This window comes from Nonomuraea sp. H19 (assembly GCF_052068215.1).
Taxonomy (GTDB): Bacteria; Actinomycetota; Actinomycetes; order Streptosporangiales; family Streptosporangiaceae; genus Nonomuraea.
The window spans coordinates 49,298-64,709 of record NZ_JBQHCV010000002.1; the positions used below are offsets into that span (position 1 = coordinate 49,298).

At 71.5% G+C, this 15,412-nt stretch carries 13 protein-coding genes; 5 read left to right on the forward strand and 8 right to left on the reverse strand.

Annotated elements, in window-relative coordinates; all coding sequences use genetic code 11:
• Positions 1-3: 3 nt before the first annotated feature.
• Together ACTMTI_RS03790 and ACTMTI_RS03795 are read right to left on the reverse strand one after the other, a co-directional pair.
• Positions 4-135 (reverse strand): hypothetical protein, encoded by a 132-nt coding sequence (locus tag ACTMTI_RS03790; RefSeq protein WP_441118194.1) that lies wholly within the window; start codon positions 133-135, stop codon positions 4-6.
• Between the two features lie 323 nt (positions 136-458).
• Positions 459-1,370, reverse strand: a complete 912-nt coding sequence (locus ACTMTI_RS03795; protein WP_441118195.1) for an alpha/beta hydrolase — start codon at positions 1,368-1,370, stop codon at positions 459-461.
• 142 nt (positions 1,371-1,512) lie between these two features.
• Here ACTMTI_RS03795 and ACTMTI_RS03800 point away from each other — a divergent pair, with 142 nt between their 5' ends.
• A complete protein-coding gene (locus tag ACTMTI_RS03800; RefSeq protein WP_441118196.1) occupies positions 1,513-2,388 on the forward strand; it encodes a helix-turn-helix domain-containing protein in 876 nt (291 codons plus the stop codon).
• A gap of 76 nt (positions 2,389-2,464) precedes the next feature.
• Here ACTMTI_RS03800 and ACTMTI_RS03805 read toward each other — a convergent pair whose 3' ends face one another.
• Together ACTMTI_RS03805 and ACTMTI_RS03810 are read right to left on the reverse strand one after the other, a co-directional pair.
• Positions 2,465-4,090 (reverse strand): ABC-F family ATP-binding cassette domain-containing protein, encoded by a 1,626-nt coding sequence (locus ACTMTI_RS03805; RefSeq protein WP_441118197.1) that lies wholly within the window; start codon positions 4,088-4,090, stop codon positions 2,465-2,467.
• A 218-nt stretch (positions 4,091-4,308) separates the two neighbouring features.
• A complete protein-coding gene (locus tag ACTMTI_RS03810) occupies positions 4,309-4,866 on the reverse strand; it encodes a CGNR zinc finger domain-containing protein (RefSeq protein WP_441118198.1) in 558 nt (185 codons plus the stop codon).
• 79 nt (positions 4,867-4,945) lie between these two features.
• Between ACTMTI_RS03810 and ACTMTI_RS03815 the strand changes: the two genes are divergently transcribed.
• Positions 4,946-6,409, forward strand: a complete 1,464-nt coding sequence (locus ACTMTI_RS03815) for a GMC family oxidoreductase (protein WP_441118199.1) — start codon at positions 4,946-4,948, stop codon at positions 6,407-6,409.
• A gap of 9 nt (positions 6,410-6,418) precedes the next feature.
• Here ACTMTI_RS03815 and ACTMTI_RS03820 read toward each other — a convergent pair whose 3' ends face one another.
• Genes ACTMTI_RS03820 through ACTMTI_RS03830 form a run of 3 tightly spaced genes read right to left on the reverse strand, consistent with a single transcriptional unit; the run spans position 6,419 to position 10,326 of the window.
• Positions 6,419-7,054 (reverse strand): cytochrome b/b6 domain-containing protein, encoded by a 636-nt coding sequence (locus ACTMTI_RS03820; protein ID WP_441118200.1) that lies wholly within the window; start codon positions 7,052-7,054, stop codon positions 6,419-6,421.
• Entirely contained in the window at positions 7,020-7,724 is a 705-nt protein-coding gene (locus ACTMTI_RS03825) for a molybdopterin-dependent oxidoreductase (protein WP_441118201.1), read from the reverse strand. Before ACTMTI_RS03825 ends, ACTMTI_RS03820 begins: the two co-directional genes overlap by 35 nt.
• Positions 7,717-10,326: a BTAD domain-containing putative transcriptional regulator gene (locus ACTMTI_RS03830; protein ID WP_441118202.1), complete on the reverse strand. Its 2,610-nt coding sequence runs from the start codon at positions 10,324-10,326 to the stop codon at positions 7,717-7,719. The genes ACTMTI_RS03825 and ACTMTI_RS03830 overlap by 8 nt, the downstream gene beginning before the upstream one ends.
• Before the next feature lie 344 nt (positions 10,327-10,670).
• Between ACTMTI_RS03830 and ACTMTI_RS03835 the strand changes: the two genes are divergently transcribed.
• The gene (locus tag ACTMTI_RS03835) at positions 10,671-11,423 is read left to right on the forward strand and encodes an AfsR/SARP family transcriptional regulator (protein WP_441118203.1); all 753 of its coding nucleotides are present in this window, start codon (positions 10,671-10,673) and stop codon (positions 11,421-11,423) included.
• 84 nt (positions 11,424-11,507) lie between these two features.
• Here ACTMTI_RS03835 and ACTMTI_RS03840 read toward each other — a convergent pair whose 3' ends face one another.
• Positions 11,508-14,276, reverse strand: coding sequence for an ATP-binding protein (locus ACTMTI_RS03840; RefSeq protein ID WP_441118204.1), 2,769 nt, complete (start codon positions 14,274-14,276; stop codon positions 11,508-11,510).
• Positions 14,277-14,471: 195 nt separating this feature from the next.
• On the opposite strand from ACTMTI_RS03840, the gene ACTMTI_RS03845 reads away from it, so the two are divergent.
• Entirely contained in the window at positions 14,472-14,891 is a 420-nt protein-coding gene (locus ACTMTI_RS03845) for a hemerythrin domain-containing protein (RefSeq protein ID WP_441118205.1), read from the forward strand.
• On the forward strand, positions 14,888-15,310 hold the full coding sequence (locus ACTMTI_RS03850) for a hypothetical protein (protein ID WP_441118206.1): 423 nt from the start codon (positions 14,888-14,890) through the stop codon (positions 15,308-15,310). Before ACTMTI_RS03845 ends, ACTMTI_RS03850 begins: the two co-directional genes overlap by 4 nt.
• The last annotated feature ends 102 nt before the right edge of the window (positions 15,311-15,412 follow it).

A 15,412-nucleotide genomic window follows, 5' to 3' on the forward strand; every position in this document is an offset into this window, starting at 1 on the left:
GTCTTAGAGGGTGGAGTCCGTGAACGCCAGCCGCAGCGTGTTCAGGAACGGCAGGAGGACCAGGAGCACGATGACGGCCAGCGCACGGCCGCCCGCCGCATCGTCTGATCGGGCGCACGTGCTGGCGATGCCCACGCTGCGCGCCGCCGGGGGCCCAAGCGGGCTTCGGCGAGCCGGCCATCAACTGTGCCGAACGGATCCGGGCATTACTGGCGCAGCCACAACGCGCGCCGGGCGACTGGTCGATCGAGCTGCCCACCGGATGCGCGTGCGAGCTGTGCAGAGTGCTCGGCATCGTCAGGCCACGTGAATGTGGTGTACGGGAATGGGGATGGCGGCAGGCCCAGCCCGATCATCAACGCTCCTGCCCCTCACCGGCCCAGTCGACTCGGCCGCCGACCTCCGGCACTGGACAGCCGCCGCACGAGAACCCGGGCCATGCGTCTAGGCCGGCCGGCTCAGGTTTCGCCGAAGAACGCGGCGATCCTTTCGACGGCGGGGTCCACATACTGCTTCTTGTCATAGAGGTCGACGTGGCTGGCGCCGTCGATCCAGTAGATCTCCTTGGGGCCAGTGGCGCGCTGGAAGGCTTCGATGCTCATCCAGGACGTGACCGCGCGGAAGCCGACGATCATGAGCAGCGGCCGGCGCCCGATCAGCGGGATCGGCGCGAAGGCGTCGAAGGCCGCCATCTTGTCGATGCTGTTCCAGGTGAGGAAGCCCGCCGAGCGGGGATGCCGGCCGCGTTCGGTGCGGTAGTACTCGAAGCCCTCGGCACCGTGCTCTCCACCCAGCGCATGGGCCTGCTCGACGGTGTCGGGGAAGAGGGTCAGCACCGGCGGCTCCTCGCCCCGGGCCTCCACGGTGCGGGCGTGGGCCGCGGCGTCCAGCATGCTGAGGAACACGGCCGGGTCCTGGGCGCCGTCGGCCCCCAGGCGGAACTGGCGGGCGACATCGACGGCGCTGACGGTGGCGAGGGCCTTGACGCGGCGGTCGCCCGCGGTGGCCGAGAGGGCGTAGCCGCCGGAGGCGCAGATGCCGAGTACGCCGATGCGGTCCGGATCGACGTCGTCCCGGCTGGTGAGGAAGGAGACGGCGGCCTTGAGGTCCTCGACGCGCTGCGCGGGGTCCTCCAGGCCGCGCGGTTCGCCGCCGCTCTCGCCCTGGTAGGCCGCGTCGTAGGCGAGCGTGATGAACCCCCTTTCGGCCAGGTGGCCGGCGTAGAGGCCGGCAGCCTGCTCCTTCACACCGGTGCCGGGGTGGCCGACGACGATCGCCGGACGCGGCCCCTCGGCCGGGGTGCCGGGAAGGTAGACATTGCCGGCGAGCGGGATGCCGGCGCTGTGGAAGGTGACGTCGATCTTCGTCATGGGACTCTCCGTCCAGTGGTCAGCTGGCCCGGCACGGTGCCGGGCACGTGTCCACAGTCGTCGCAATCCCGGGCAGGCAAAAGCGGCGAGTTCTTGCCTGGGAAAAGACCTGCCCCCTCACCCCCACCACTCCAGGGAGGACATGACCAGCACATCCGGCCCCGGCGAACTCGGTGCCTTCCTCAAGGCTCGCCGGGCACAACTGGCTCCGCAGGACCTCGGCCTGCCCGAGCAGGACTCTCGCCGCAAGGTCGCGGGGCTCCGCCGTGAGGAGGTCGCCCAGCTCGCCGCGATCAGCGTCGACTACTACACGCGGCTGGAGCAGGGCCGTGTCCGAGCCTCCGCGTCGGTGCTCGCCACGCTGGCTCAGGCACTACGTCTCGACGACGACCAGCAGCGGTACCTGTATCAACTGGCCGGCAAGACCGACGCGCGGCCTCGCAGGCGTCGGCCCGCGCAACGCGTGCGCCCCGCCATGCGGCGCCTGCTCGACCAGCTCACCGCAACCCCCGCCATCGTTCTGGGCAAACGGCTGGACATCCTGGAATGGAACGCCGGCGCCGCCGCCTTGTACACCGACTTCTCGCAGTTGCCCGCGGACCAGCGCAACTACCTGTATCTGTTGTTCACCGACCCGATCTTCCGGGGCATGCACCTGGAGTGGGAGCACGACGCCCGCGACGCCGTCGCCGCTCTGCGCATGGAGTCTGCGGCCAATCCCGACGACCCCCAGCTCGCCCTGCTCGTCGGCGAGCTGTCCGTGCGGGACGCCGACTTCCGTACCTGGTGGGCGGAGCATCGCGTCAACAACGCCGCCTACGGCACCAAGCGTTACCGGCATCGGCTGGTCGGCGATCTCACCCTCGATTGCGACACGTGGAGCAGTCCCGACGGCTCGGGACAGCGCCTCATGGTCCTCACCGCCGAGCCCGGTTCGCCATCGCACGACGCGCTGCGCATCCTCACCTCGTGGGCGCCCGGGCAACCGAGCGGGAGCCTCTCCCCCGCGCCCCGATGACGACTCCGGAGGCAGGCGCCGGCGGCGGCGATGGCCGCCGCCGTTGACACCTCAACATGCTCGGGCGAGCAGCGCGTCACTCATCGGCGGGCCCCCCGGTCTCCAGCAGCCGCCCGCCGGACAGCTCCAGCCAGCGCTCCACCTTGATCTCCGCGAGGAACCGTTCGTCGTGGCTGACCACCACGAACGCCCCCTCGTACGCGCCGAGCGCGCTCTCCAGCTGCCCCACGCTGACCAGGTCGAGGTTGTTGGTGGGCTCGTCCAGCAGCAGGAGCTGGGGCGCCGGCTCGGCGCACAACACGCAAGCCAGGGTGGCGCGCAGCCGTTCGCCGCCCGACAACACGCCCACCGGCAGGTGCGCACGCGCGCCGCGGAACAGGAAGCGGGCCAGCAGGTTCATCCGCTCCGCTGCCGGCATGCCGGGGGCGAACGCGGCCAGGTTCTCGGCCACGGTGCGTTCGACGTCGAGCAGGTCGAGCCGCTGCGACAGGTAGGCGACCCGGCCGTCGGCCCGCCTGGTCGTGCCACTGTCGGGCTCCAGGTCGCCGCTGATCAGGCGCAGCAGAGTTGACTTGCCCGCGCCGTTGGGGCCGGTCAGCGCGATGCGCTCGGGTCCGCGGACGGTCAGGTCGATGCCCGGCTCGGCGAACAGGCCGCGGGCCTGCAGGTGTTCGCCGTGGAAGACCGTGCGCCCGGCGGGCACGTTGGTCCCCGGCAGCTCCAGCGCGATCTTCTGGTCATCGCGCAGCGCCCGCCCGGCCTCGTCGAGCCTGGACTTGGCATCGCTGACGCGGGCCGCGTGCATCTGGCCCGCCCGCCCGGCCGACTCCTGCGCGCCGCGCTTCATGTTCCCGGCGAAGATCCGCGGCAGCCCGGCGTTCTTGAGGTTGCGGGCGGCGTTGCCGGCCCGGCGCTCGGCGCGCTCGCGGGCCTGCTGCATCTCCCGCTTCTCGCGCTTGAGCTCCTGCTCGGCGCTGCGCACGTTGCGTTCGGCGGCCTCCTGCTCAGCGCGCACGGCTTCCTCGTACGCGGTGAAGTCGCCGCCGTAGAAGCGGACCTCGCCCCGGTCGAGCTCGGCGATGCGGTCCATGCGGTCGAGCAGGGCCCGGTCGTGGCTGACCAGGAGCAGGCAGCCGTTCCAGTCGCCGAGCACGTCGTAGAGCCTGCGGCGGGCGCCGAGGTCGAGGTTGTTCGTCGGCTCGTCGAGCAGCAGGACGTCAGGCCGCTTGAGGAGCTGCGCGGCCAGGCCGAGCGAGACGACCTGGCCGCCGCTCAGCGTGCCCAGCGTGCGGTCGAACGCGAGGTCGCCGAGCCCGAGCCGGTCGAGCTGGGCACGGGTGCGCTCCTCGATGTCCCAGTCGTTGCCGATCGTGGTGAAGTGCTCCTCGCTGGCGTCGCCCGATTCGATGGCGTCCAGCGCGGCGATCACCGGGGCGATGCCGAGGACCTCGGCCACGGTCAGGTCGCCGGCGAGCGGCAGGCTCTGCGGCAGGTAGCCGAGCACACCTTCAACGGCGACGCCGCCGCCACCAGGCCGGTATTCGCCGGCGATCAACTTGAGCAGCGTGCTCTTGCCCGCGCCGTTCGGGGCGACGAGCCCGGTACGGCCGCCGCCCACGCTGAAGGACAGATCACGGAAGACCGGGGTGTCGTCGGGCCAGGAGAAGGACAGATTGGAGCAGACGATGGACGCGTCGGACATGTGAGAAGACCTCGTACGAGAACGCGGGCGCGCCGAAGCCGCCCGGCAAAGGGGACAGGGATTCGGGGAACGACGAGCAAGGCCTCATCGGCGGCGGTCATGTGCGCCTGCCGGGGCCGATCAATCTCCGGTATCACCCGGAGATGTCGTCGTCACCTGCCACGTCTGGTCTCCTAGCTTCCGATCTCAAGCGTCTTTCACCATAGCAGCCGCCGGAATCAGCGCGTGCCGGCCGCCTGAGCGTCCTTCTTGCGCGCCCGGTAAGCAGCCGCCTTGATCTTGTTGCCGCACGACTCCATGCCGCACCACTCCCGGCGCCCGCCACGCGACCGATCAATGAAGATCTTGGTGCACTCGGGGTTGGCGCACTCCTTCATCAGCGGCACCTCGGGCCCGCTGAGCAGCTCGATGGCGTGCCGGGCCACGGTGGACAGCGCCTGGACCGGGGTCGCCTCGACCCACCGCCCCTCGGCCGTGAGCTGAGGTGCGGCCGGGGGCTTGCGCGCGGTCTCGTTCACCAGGGCGAGCGCCTCGCCGTCGTATCCGTCACCGGCGAGCCGGGCGGTGACCAGCGCGTAGATGGCCTCGCGCACCGTCACCGCCTGGGCCAGATCCGCTTCCTGACAGGGGGAGACGGCGTCGACGATGCCGGACTCCAGGTACCAGGCGTCGAGCCGCTCCGGGACGTCGAGCGTCTCGAAGCGCTCCGTGCGGCGCGCGCGGAGCGTGCAGGCGAGGTCGAGCGCGGGGTTGCCGCACAGAAAGACGTGCTTCACATCACCAGTTTGACAGGTGACGTCGAGTCATGCAATCGTCGTCACCGCTTAAACCGGTGACGCCGGAAAGGAAGACGCGGTGGAGTACGACTACGTCGTGGTGGGCGCGGGCACCGCCGGCAGCGTGCTGGCGGCCCGGTTGTCCGAGGACCCGGGCGCGAGCGTGCTCCTGCTGGAGGCGGGCGGCGCCGGTGCGCCCGCGTGGCCGCGTCTGCTCGGGACGTCGCGTAACTGGGGAGAGCGCACCGCCGAGCAGGCGTCGACCGGGACGTCGATCCCGCTGGCGCGTGGCCGCGGACTCGGGGGCTCGTCGGCCCTCAACGCCATGGTGTTCACCCGCGGGCACCGCTCGAGCTACGACGCCTGGACGGCGAAGGGGTGGGGCTTCGACGACCTCCTCCCGTACCTCAAGCGCAGCGAACGGGCGCCGGGACGCGACGCCAGGTGGCGGGGCCAGAGCGGCCCGCTGACCGTCGCCCCCGCCGCGGAGCCGAACCCCGTGCTCGAAGCCTGCATGGAGGCGGCCGTGGAGGCGGGGCACCGCAGAGCCGACGACATCTCCTCCGGTCTGGAGGAGGGCTTCGGCTGGCCGGATCTGAACATCGCCGGCGGCAGGCGGCAGAGCGCCGCCGACGCGTACCTGGCCCCGGCCTCCGGGCGCGGCAACCTACGCGTCGTGACGGACGCCCCCGTCCACCGCGTACTGATCGAACGCGGCCGGTGCGCGGGCGTGACCTACACCGCCGCGGGCGAGCAGGTCACCGTCCGGGCCGCGCGGGAGGTGGTGCTCGCTGCCGGCGCCATCGGGACGCCGCGACTGCTGCTGTCGTCCGGCATCGGGCCGTCGGAGCACCTGCGGGAGATGGGCGTCGAGGTCGTGCGCAACCTCCCAGGAGTCGGGTCGAACCTCCAGGACCACGTCATGGCGGGCTTGGTGTACGCACCCGCCCGACCCATCCCGACTCCACGGAACAACCACGGCGAGGCCCTCGGACTGCTGCGCGGCCCGGACGCGCGGGACGAGCCCGACCTGCAGATCATCTTCGTGGACGTCCCGAGCCACTCCCCCGCGCTCGGCGGCCCGCGGCATGGCTACACCATCCGCGTGTCCCTGATGCGCCCGCACAGCCGCGGCACCGTACGCCTGGCGTCCGCCTCTCCCACTGCCCCGCCCGTCATCGACCCCGGCTACTACTCCGACGCGCGTGACCTGAACACGATGGTCGCGGGCCTGCGGGCCGCCAGGGAGATCGGCCGGGCACGAGCGCTGGACGGCTGGCGCGGCGGCGAGATGCTGCCCGGCGTGGAAGTGCGGGACAGGAGGGCCCTGCGCGCTTATCTCCGGGCGGGCCTGGCCTCGTACTTCCACCCAGCCGGCACCTGCGCGATCGGCCCCGTCGTGGACGAGGAACTGCGCGTCCACGGCATCGAGGGCCTGCGCGTGGCCGACGCGTCGGTGATGCCGTCGATCGTGTCGGGAAACACCGACGCGACCGTGTACGGCATCGCGGAGCGCGCCGCGGAACTCATCACCTCAACCTGACGAGTCGGCTCATCGTTGACCCATCTCTTCAGCCCATTGGCGATGGTTCCTCCTGGCCCACTCCGGCGTCACCGACCCCGTACGCATCCCACGCCGCGCCTCGGGGTCCCGGTACGCCAGCCGGATGTGCCCGAGCACGACGACCGCGATCGCCAGGGCTGTCACGTCGTGCACGAAGATCGCGCTCGTGCGGGAGATGGCCGGCAGGACTCCGGTGAACCACATCAGCAGGCCGGTGAACGTCATGACCGGCACGGCTCCGGCGATCCAGCCGGCGTAGATCTTCTGCCCGGCGTTGAACTTGCCGGCCGGACGTGGTCCCGGCGTGTTCCTGCGTACCGCGCGCAGCCACTGCCGGTCGTACGGTGCCAGCCGGTTGAGCCTGCGCAGGTCGGCGCGGAAGGCCCGGGAGGCGAGGCCGAGGAGGAACGGCACGGGCAGCAAAAGCCCTGACCACTCGTGGACGACGACCACCAGGTGGCGGCGGCCGACCAGCTGGGCCAGCGGCGGGAAGTACAGGCAGGCCGCCGCCGCCACGCACACCAGCATGAGCCCGGCGGTGATCCGGTGGACCAGGCGCTCGGCCCGGCTGAAGCGCGGCAGCAGGCGCTCAGGCCGCCTGGTCGAGCCAGCCGTCGACGTCATAACCGTACTCCTCCCAGTAACCCGGGACGACCTTGTCGGTCACGGAGATGCCGGACAACCATTTGGCGGACTTGTAGAAGTACATCGGGGCGACGTAGAGCCGTACGGGACCGCCGTGCTCGTGGATGAGCGGCGCGTCCAGCATGTCCAGGGCCACCAGCACGTCGGCCCGGCGGGCCTGCTCAAGTGTGAGGCTCTCGCTGTAGACGCCGTCGAAGCAGGTGAAGCGGACCGCCTTGCCCTCGGGGCGCACTCCTGCCAGGTCGAGGAGGTGCGAGAGCAGCACCCCCGCGAAGGGGACGTCCGGCACCCGCCAGCCGTCGGTGCACCGCGCCTCGCCGACGACCCGCGTCTGGGGCAGCGCACGCAGCTCGTCCAGCGTGTACGTCCCAGGGCGCTCGACCAGGCCGCCGATCTCCAGCCGGTAGTCGGCCGCGGTCTTCCTCGGCACCGAGGCCGCCACGCTGTAGTAGCGGAAGCCGCCCGGGTTGGGCAGCAGCCCGGTGAGCCCGGTGGGGTCGTTCTGGGTGGCGGCACCGAGGAATCGTTCCCAGCCGCTCTGCAAGAGAGGCGCGGCGGCGAGGCCGGCGGCGCCCGCGCCGAGCATCGAGAGCATCACCCGGCGCGCGATGGGCGGGCCGCTCTCCGCTGAATGTCGTTGATCAGTCACACCTGCGATTCGAGCAGCCGCGACCCCGCTCCTGCGAGGAATGGCCGGGGTCTGTAAGACTTCCGTCAGTCTTGCTGCAGTCGTCCACGCCGGACACGTCCTGGCGGAGGAACAGGCTCAGGTCCCGTTCCGCCCACAGCTCCTCCTCCAGATGGTGGTCTCGCCATTGCTCCGGCGGGTCGGCCAGCCAGTCGTGGCCGAAGATCGCGTACGGATGGTCCGCGCGCACGCACTCCAGCTCGTACTGGCCCAGGTACTCCAGCAACGGCCGCCACAACTGTCCGTTCACCACGACCAGGTACGAGGCCGCCAACCCCGGTTCGTGCAGCCAGCCGCGCATCATCCGCGCCTGGAACACATCCGTGATGGGAGACGGCTTGGCCTCGAAGTCCGGACAGATCAGATGCCGCGCGATCGCGATGTGCGCCCCCGGGGGCACCGCCATGCGCCGGCTCACGTCGTGCCAGATCTCCCCCACGACTGGGTCGGCCTCCGCTTCTTCCCTCTCCGGCGTCCGCAGGGTCAGCCAGCTCATGAAAGCCCGCAGGCGGTTGCTCTTGCGGCACCGGAGCAGGGAGAACGCCCCCGGCTGACGGCCCAGCCAGAACCGGACGGACGCGGCCGTGAACTCGCCGTGGCTCTCGCGCGCCATGGTGACGAGTTCATCGTGGTCGGCGGGGGTCGCCCCAGACGCCCGCACATCCTCCTCGCCCACCCTCGAGACGTACCGGCACACGACCCCGCCGCGCCGGCGCAGATGACTGATGGTCCGCATGACCGCCACGCACGCGTGCGGGTCGCGGGCGTCGCGCAGGAGCTCGTCCATGACGTAATGGCGAATCCGCCGGTGCATCCGCTCATAGCCGACGGGGTCCCGCCACCGCAGGTGATAGTCGAGGGCTTCGCGCAGCACACCGTTGACGTCCAGGCCGTGGGCGGCGGTTTCGACATACGGTTGTGCTCGGAGCCAGTCGAACAGTTCCGCCGCCTGGCCGCCCGGCACCACAGCGCTGAGGAGATCTTCGGTGGTGTGGCGGGCGTGCGCGCACACGTACAGCGCCCATCGGTGCATATCCGTCGGCACGCTACCGGCCAGGAGCGCGAGCACGTTGTCGACCACGTAGCGTACGGCGTCGCGGCGCGACGGCTGTCCCGTGGCCGACATGCTCCTGCCGACCTCTGCGGCGAGCGACAGGGCAAAGGGGTTGCCGGCGGCGAAGTCCACGATGGACTTCCGGAGGCCGGGGTCGACGCCGCGGGCTTCGACCAGCGCGGTGGACTCCTGGACGGTGAGGGCTTCGAGGTGCCGGATCACGATCGTCCCGGCCCAGGCCGGATCGGTGAGCCAGACGGCGCTCGGCCCGGTCCGGCCCGCCACCACGACGATCGCGCCGCCGGGCAGCTTGCGGAGGTATTCGTCGCGCAGCCACGGTTCGAGGTCTCCCAGCTTCTCGAAGGAGTCGATGAGGAGAACCGGGCCGGAGACGCCGGCGAGCTCTTCCGCGAATCGCTCGAGGCGTTCGCGCGCTTCCGCGGTCGCCGAGCCGTGGAGGTGCCATACCTGCCGGCCCGCGGCGGTCGCGTCGTCGGCGAGTTGACGCAGCAGCGTCGACTTGCCGATGCCGGCGGGTCCGCGGACGAAGACAAGACCCAGACGTTCGCCACGGCTCTTCAGCAGGTCCTGGAAGGCGGCGCGTTCCGTGCCCCTGCCGGCGAACTGCCCATCGGGAGGCCGCTCCGGCTTCGTGCCCGCTGGCAAAGTGGACTCCTGTGGGGAGCGTGCGGCGGGCCGCCCGGCCCATGGGGTGGGGGCGAATTCGTCGTCGTGGTCCGCGTCGGCCCGGAGGATCTTGTCGTGGATCGCCCGTAGCCGCGGTCCCGGGCTGACGCCCAGTTCCTTGCCCAGCAGGTCGTAGACCGTCCGGTAGATCTCGAGCGCCTCTGCCCGCCTGCCGCTGCGGTACAGGGCGAGGAGATAGATTTCGTACAACGGCTCTTCGAGTCGGTTCTGCTCGATGAGGAGCGGGACCTCGGCCACCACCTCGGCATGCTCGCCCAGCTCCAGGCGGAGCTGCAGCAACTCCTGGGTGGCGATCAGCTTCAGTCGTTCCAGCCGGAACCGCTCACGTTCGGCGGCCTCGCCTGGGACCCCCGCCAGCGCCGTGCCCGTCCAGAGGCCCAGCGCCTGCTCCATACGATTCGCGGCCACCGGGATCTGCCCACTCGCGCGCTCCTGCCTGGCGGTTTCGAGCAGGTCGGCGAACTCGGTGGCGTCCAGCGCGAACAGCGACGGGTCGAGCATGTAGCCCCCGGACTGGGAGCTGACCGCCGAGCCCAGTCCGTGCTCGGACAACAGCCGCCGGATACGGGAGATGTAGGTCCGTATGACGGCTTCGCCGGTGGCCGGTGCCCGCTCGCCCCACACGCCGTCGACCAGCTCACCGATCCGCACGAAGCTGCCGCTGTTGGCCAGTAGCAACATCAGGACGGCCTGTTGTTGCGGTGCGCCGAGATCCAGTCGGGTCTCACCGCAATGGAGGCCGGGCGGTCCCAGAACGGTGAACCTGCAGGGAGCCGAGACGACGTTCGGCTGTCCGATCACGATCGGGGGCGCTTTCCTTGCGGGAGTGCACGGCGGCCGACCCCTCGTACGGGCCTGCGGTAGGACATCCCAAGAAGGTAGGTTCGCCCGGACCGCTTTCGCGAGCGTCACGTGACGCTGTGTGTGTACGTCATTCCGGGGCGAGCATGGCCGGCGTCCCGGGACAGACATGCCGGAAAACGTACAGACCACCGATAAGCCCGACAATGCGTCAACAGTCCCGACGCGGCGTCAGTAGGGTCGGTCAGAGACGCCCGGGCACTGCTTCGGGGGCGTCGGTGACGGGTCGCGGCGCTACGCGAGAGGGTGGGGGAACCTCGATGGCCGGGGTGAGCTTTGGGTTGTTGGGTCCGATCAGGGTCTGGAGCGGTGGGGAAGATCTGGAGGTCGGGTCTCCGCAACAGCGGGGAGTGCTGGCCCTGCTGCTCCTGAGCGAGGGGCGTCAGGTCACGCTCGACGAGATCGTGAGCTCGTTGTGGGGCCGGGAGGCGCCGCGCAGCGCCGTCGTGAGCACCCGCACCTACGTCTCCCGTCTGCGCCGGGTGCTGACCGCCGGCGGTGCCGCCGGGCTGGGCACCGAGGCGGAGATCAGGTCGGCGGGCGGCGGCTACCAGCTGGTCGTGGACCCCGGCGCGGTCGACGTGACGGTGTTCCGGCAGACCACCGCCGCCGCACGGGAGGCCCGCGAGCGGGGGGAGGTCGCAGAGGCCTCCCGGCTGCTGCGCGGCGCCCTGGCGCTGTGGCGCGGACCGGCGTTAGAAGGGCTGAGCGGAACTTTCTTCGAGGGCCGCCGCGCCTGGCTGGAGCAGCTGCGCGCGTCAGCCGTGGAGGAGCGCTGGGCGCTCGACATCGCGCAGGGCGACTGTGGCGAGGCGATCGCCGAGCTCGTGCTTGCGACGGCGGCGGAGCCTTATCGCGAGCGGTTGTGGGAGTTGCTGATGTGGGCCCTCGACCGCGACGGCCGCCGCGTGGAGGCTCTGTCGGCCTATGACCGGATCGCCCGGTTGCTGGATGATGATCTGGGACTGGAGCCCGGTCCTGGCCTGCGCAGGATGTACGCCCGGATCAGGACGGCGGCCGACGCCTCAGTCGTCTGACCACTCCACGGGCCCCACCCGTCCGCCAAGGACGCCGTGGGCCGGATCAGGACCCCAGTCTGGCGGCGTGATCACCGACAGCTCTTATCGGGAAGAAGAGCTTTCTTCGAAGGTCTTGAGCATCCGCGCGAGATCGGCCCGAGAGCTCACCCCGAGCTTGGGGAAGATCCGGTGCAGGTGGGTGCTGACGGTCCGGGGAGAGAGGTACAGCCGTTGTCCGATCTCCCGGTTCGTCAGCCCCTCGGCGGCCAACTGCGCGATGTTCAGCTCTTGCGGAGTGAGCTTCTCGCGCGCGTCGGGGTCCCGGTTCGGGCTCGACTCCCCCGCACTGCGCAGCTCCCGTCGTGCGCGCTCGCCCCATGCGGCCATGCCGAGCGCGTCGAAGGTCTCCCTGGCCGTGCGCAGGTGCGTCCGGGATTCCACGGCCCGGCGCCGCCGCCGCAACCATTCGCCGAACGCCAGATGGAGGCGTCCGCGTTCGGCGGGCCACCCGGTCAGGTCCGCCCGCAGCGCGGCCGTGAACAGCTCCTCCGCCTCCCCGTTCGGGGCGAGCACAGCGCGCGCGTAGCGCAACCCGATGTGCAACGCCGGTGACGGCGTCGATGCGGCCAGCGGCTCTACGTCGCGCAGGATGTCCCGCATGGTGTCGATCCGCCCGGCACGCACGGCGGCCTCGGTGAGCTCTGCGAGGCAGTAAGCGCGCAGGGCCAGTTGGTAGGCGGGGTCCGCGGGATCGAGCATCCGGCTCAGGGCGGCGAACGCGTCGCCGAAGCGCTCCTCGCTCAAGGCCGCGAGCCCGCGCGCGAGCTGGACGGTGGCCAGGACGGGCCGGGCACCGGCGGGAAGTGCGACCCGTTCGGCCTCATCGGCGAGTGTTCTGGCCCGCCCGTGGTCGCCCCTCAGCGCGGCGATCTCGGCCTGGACGGCCGTGGCCAGCCCGTACATGAACGGCTGAGCGGTCTCCTGGGCGAGCTTGGCGGCCTCCGCCGCGACCGGCACGGCCGCGGCCAGGTCGCCGAGCCGGACCCGGCTCCACGCCTGAACGGCCAGCGCCCGGGGCAGCAGCCCGAGCCGGCCCTGGGCGCGCAGGCCGGGCGCGGCCGCCGCGGAGAAGCGGGCGGCCAGGTCGAACGCCCCGACCTGCAGAGCCGCGCTGCCCAGGTAGCGATCGATTTCGGGGGCGGCGCCGGCCACGCCGGCCCGTTTGCGCAGCAGGTCGAGCGCGATGCCGCCCCGCTCGAACGGCGCGACGTACGCGGCGACCGCGACCATGCGGGGGTCGTCGGCGGGAACGGGCAGCCGGTCGGCCACGCCCAGCAGCGAGCGGCGCGCGGCCGGACCCGGTTCGGACCAGAAGCAGCGCATTGCGGCGCCCCACAGGATCCGGACAGCCGGCTCCACCTCCCCGTCGGCGGCCACTGACGCGGCCAGCTCGGCCAGCTCTGACACGCGGGAGACGTCCTCGCGCACCCCGTCCTCGAAGCCGCTGAGCAACCAGGCGGCAGTGGCGCGCCGGCGCGGCGAGAGTTCGAGGGCGTGTGCGTCGCGCACCAGACGCTCGGCCGTGGCGCGGCTGCCGGATTCGACCGCGAGCTCGGCCGCTCTCAGCAACCTGTGCGCCTTCCGGTCCTGCCCCTCGCTCAGCCGGGCCGCCTGCTCCAGCGCCGCGATCGCGGCGGCGACCCCGCCCCGGTGCCGGGCCCGGCCGGCCGCGCGGTCCAGCTCGGCCGCCACGCCCTCGTCGGCTCCGGCCGTCGCGGCGGCCCGGTGCCAGGCCCGCCGGTCCGGCTGTTCGTGCAGCGTCTCTGCGAGAGCCAGGTGGGCCTGCCGGCGCTCGGCGAGCGTCGAAGCCGCCGCGATGGCCGACCGCATCAGGGGATGACGGAACGCCACCACGCCGATGGCGAGCTCGATCAACCGGACCTCGGCGGCCGGTGCGAGGATCTCCGGCTCGGCCGCCGATCCCAGGATCAGGCCCGTGGCCGCGAGCGTTTCGGAGACCGAATCGCTCTGGTTGAGCGCCGCGACCAGCAGGGCGGTGCGGGCCGGAGCCGGCAGGGCCGCTACCCGGGCGGTGAACGCGCGCTCAAGACGCTCGCTCAGCGACAGCACCGGACCCAGCCCGCCCAGGCGATCGCTCAGCGACAGCACCGGGCCGGGGCCGCCGTGGTGTCCCGTGGCCGCCGACAGCTCGGTCAGCGCCAACGGGTTCCCGGCGGCCTCCTCCAGCAGCCGCACCCGGAGCGCTGGGGTGAGGCCGGAGGCGATCGAGTCCAGGAGCTCGGCGGCGGCCTCGTCGGAGAGCCGGTCAACGGGCATCGGGAACAGGCCGGCATCCCGCACGTGCGAGCGCTCGCCTTCCCGGAGCGTCGCGACCATGACGATGGGCTCGGACTCGATCCGGCGCGCCACGAAGGCGAGGACGTCGGCGCTGGCGCGATCGAGCCAGTGCACGTCCTCGGCGACGACCAGCAACGGCCGGACGGCGGCTGACTCGGCCAGCAGGGTCAGCGTGGCCAGGCCGACGAGGTAGACGCTGGGTTCGGCCGCTTCGGCGAGGCCCAACGCGCTGCGCAGGGCGTCACGCTGCGGGGTCGGCAGCGCGTCCACGCCTGCCCGGACCGGATACAGCAGTTGGTGCAACCCGGCGTAAACGAGGTTCTGCTCGGCCTCCACGCCGATCGTCGTCAGCACGCGCAGGCCCGCGGCCGACGCCGCGGAGACGGCCTCCGCCACGAGCGCGGACTTCCCGATGCCGGCCTCCCCCCGAATGAGAACGCCGCTGCGGTCTTCGGGGGCGTCGACGAGCTCGGCGAGGGTCTTCAGCTCGACTTCCCGTCCGAAAAGCGGCATGGTGCGGCACTCCTACCTCGGTGTCCTCAGCGGTCTCCCCCAGCCGCGCGCGAGTCCTGCCGCGACCCTACCGAAAGCGCCCGGATACCACGTTTCACCGCGTATGCGGAACGTATATCGGGGCGTGCTGGTGGGCCGGGCCGCGTCAACCGTTCGTCGACGAAACCTCCTCCCGCTGCTTCTACGCTCCCCGGCATGTCGACCAACGCTGAGGCCGTAGCCGTCACTGAGACCCGCCTCATTCACGCATTCCACCGGCGCGCCACGACGTTGTTGTCCGAGTCCGCCCTCCGGCCTTCCGTCCCCCTCTCGGCCCTGGCCGAGCTGCGCGAGTTCCTCGTCAAGAACCTGCGCCACCATCACGAGACCGAGGACCACCAGCTGTGGCCGATGATCGCGGCGGCAGCGCCGGAGGCGGCGGCACAGTTGGCCGTCCTGAGTGAGGAGCACGACGAGCTCGACGCCGCACTCGACACCCTCGAGGCGGCGCCGAGCCGCGAGAACGGTGACCGCCCAGGGCTGCAGCGGGCAGCCGAAGCGGTCCGGGTCCTGGTTCACCGGCATCTCGCGACCAGGCGCACACAGGTCTCGGGCCGGTCGGTCCGGCCCCGGTGAGCGCGAGCGGCCCTGAGCTCCTCTTCGGCGGGTTCGCACGGCCGGCGCTGGCCCGGATCGCCCGCTGGGGCACCGGCTACATATGCCCGCTCCCACCTGAATACGCGGTGGCGCTGTTCGAACTCGTCAGACAGCAGTGGAAGGACGTGGGCCGGGCGGGCGAACCGCTGCTCGTCGGCCAGATCAACGTCGCGCTGGGCCCTGAGTCCACCGTGGCGGAGGCGCGGGCGTCACTGCTGCGCTATTACGCGTTCGCACCGGAGCTCGCCGCGCAGGCCCTGCAGGCGATGGCGACCACCGCCACGGAAATCCGGGAAACCGTCGACGCCTATCGGGACCTCGGAGCGCACGAGGTGATGCTCAGCTGCTGGTCCGACGACATCGAGCAGATCGACCGGCTGGCGGACCTGCTGACGTGACCTTCTCAGTCAGGGGGTGGCTGCTGCCGTTCGCCGCTCGCCGATGAGCGCCCCCGCTTGATGCGCACTCCAGCTACCATGGACCGGCAAGTCCAGTCTGGA

What these genes read in the sequence shown, in the direction of transcription:
- ACTMTI_RS03845 (WP_441118205.1), top strand. Translation starts at nt 14,472, where the DNA reads ATGTCGACCAACGCTGAGGCCGTAGCCGTCACTGAGACCCGCCTCATT.
- ACTMTI_RS03805 (WP_441118197.1), bottom strand. Translation starts at nt 4,090, where the DNA reads ATGTCCGACGCGTCCATCGTCTGCTCCAATCTGTCCTTCTCCTGGCCC.
- ACTMTI_RS03840 (WP_441118204.1), bottom strand. Translation starts at nt 14,276, where the DNA reads ATGCCGCTTTTCGGACGGGAAGTCGAGCTGAAGACCCTCGCCGAGCTC.
- ACTMTI_RS03820 (WP_441118200.1), bottom strand. Translation starts at nt 7,054, where the DNA reads ATGACGTCGACGGCTGGCTCGACCAGGCGGCCTGAGCGCCTGCTGCCG.
- ACTMTI_RS03800 (WP_441118196.1), top strand. Translation starts at nt 1,513, where the DNA reads ATGACCAGCACATCCGGCCCCGGCGAACTCGGTGCCTTCCTCAAGGCT.
- ACTMTI_RS03795 (WP_441118195.1), bottom strand. Translation starts at nt 1,370, where the DNA reads ATGACGAAGATCGACGTCACCTTCCACAGCGCCGGCATCCCGCTCGCC.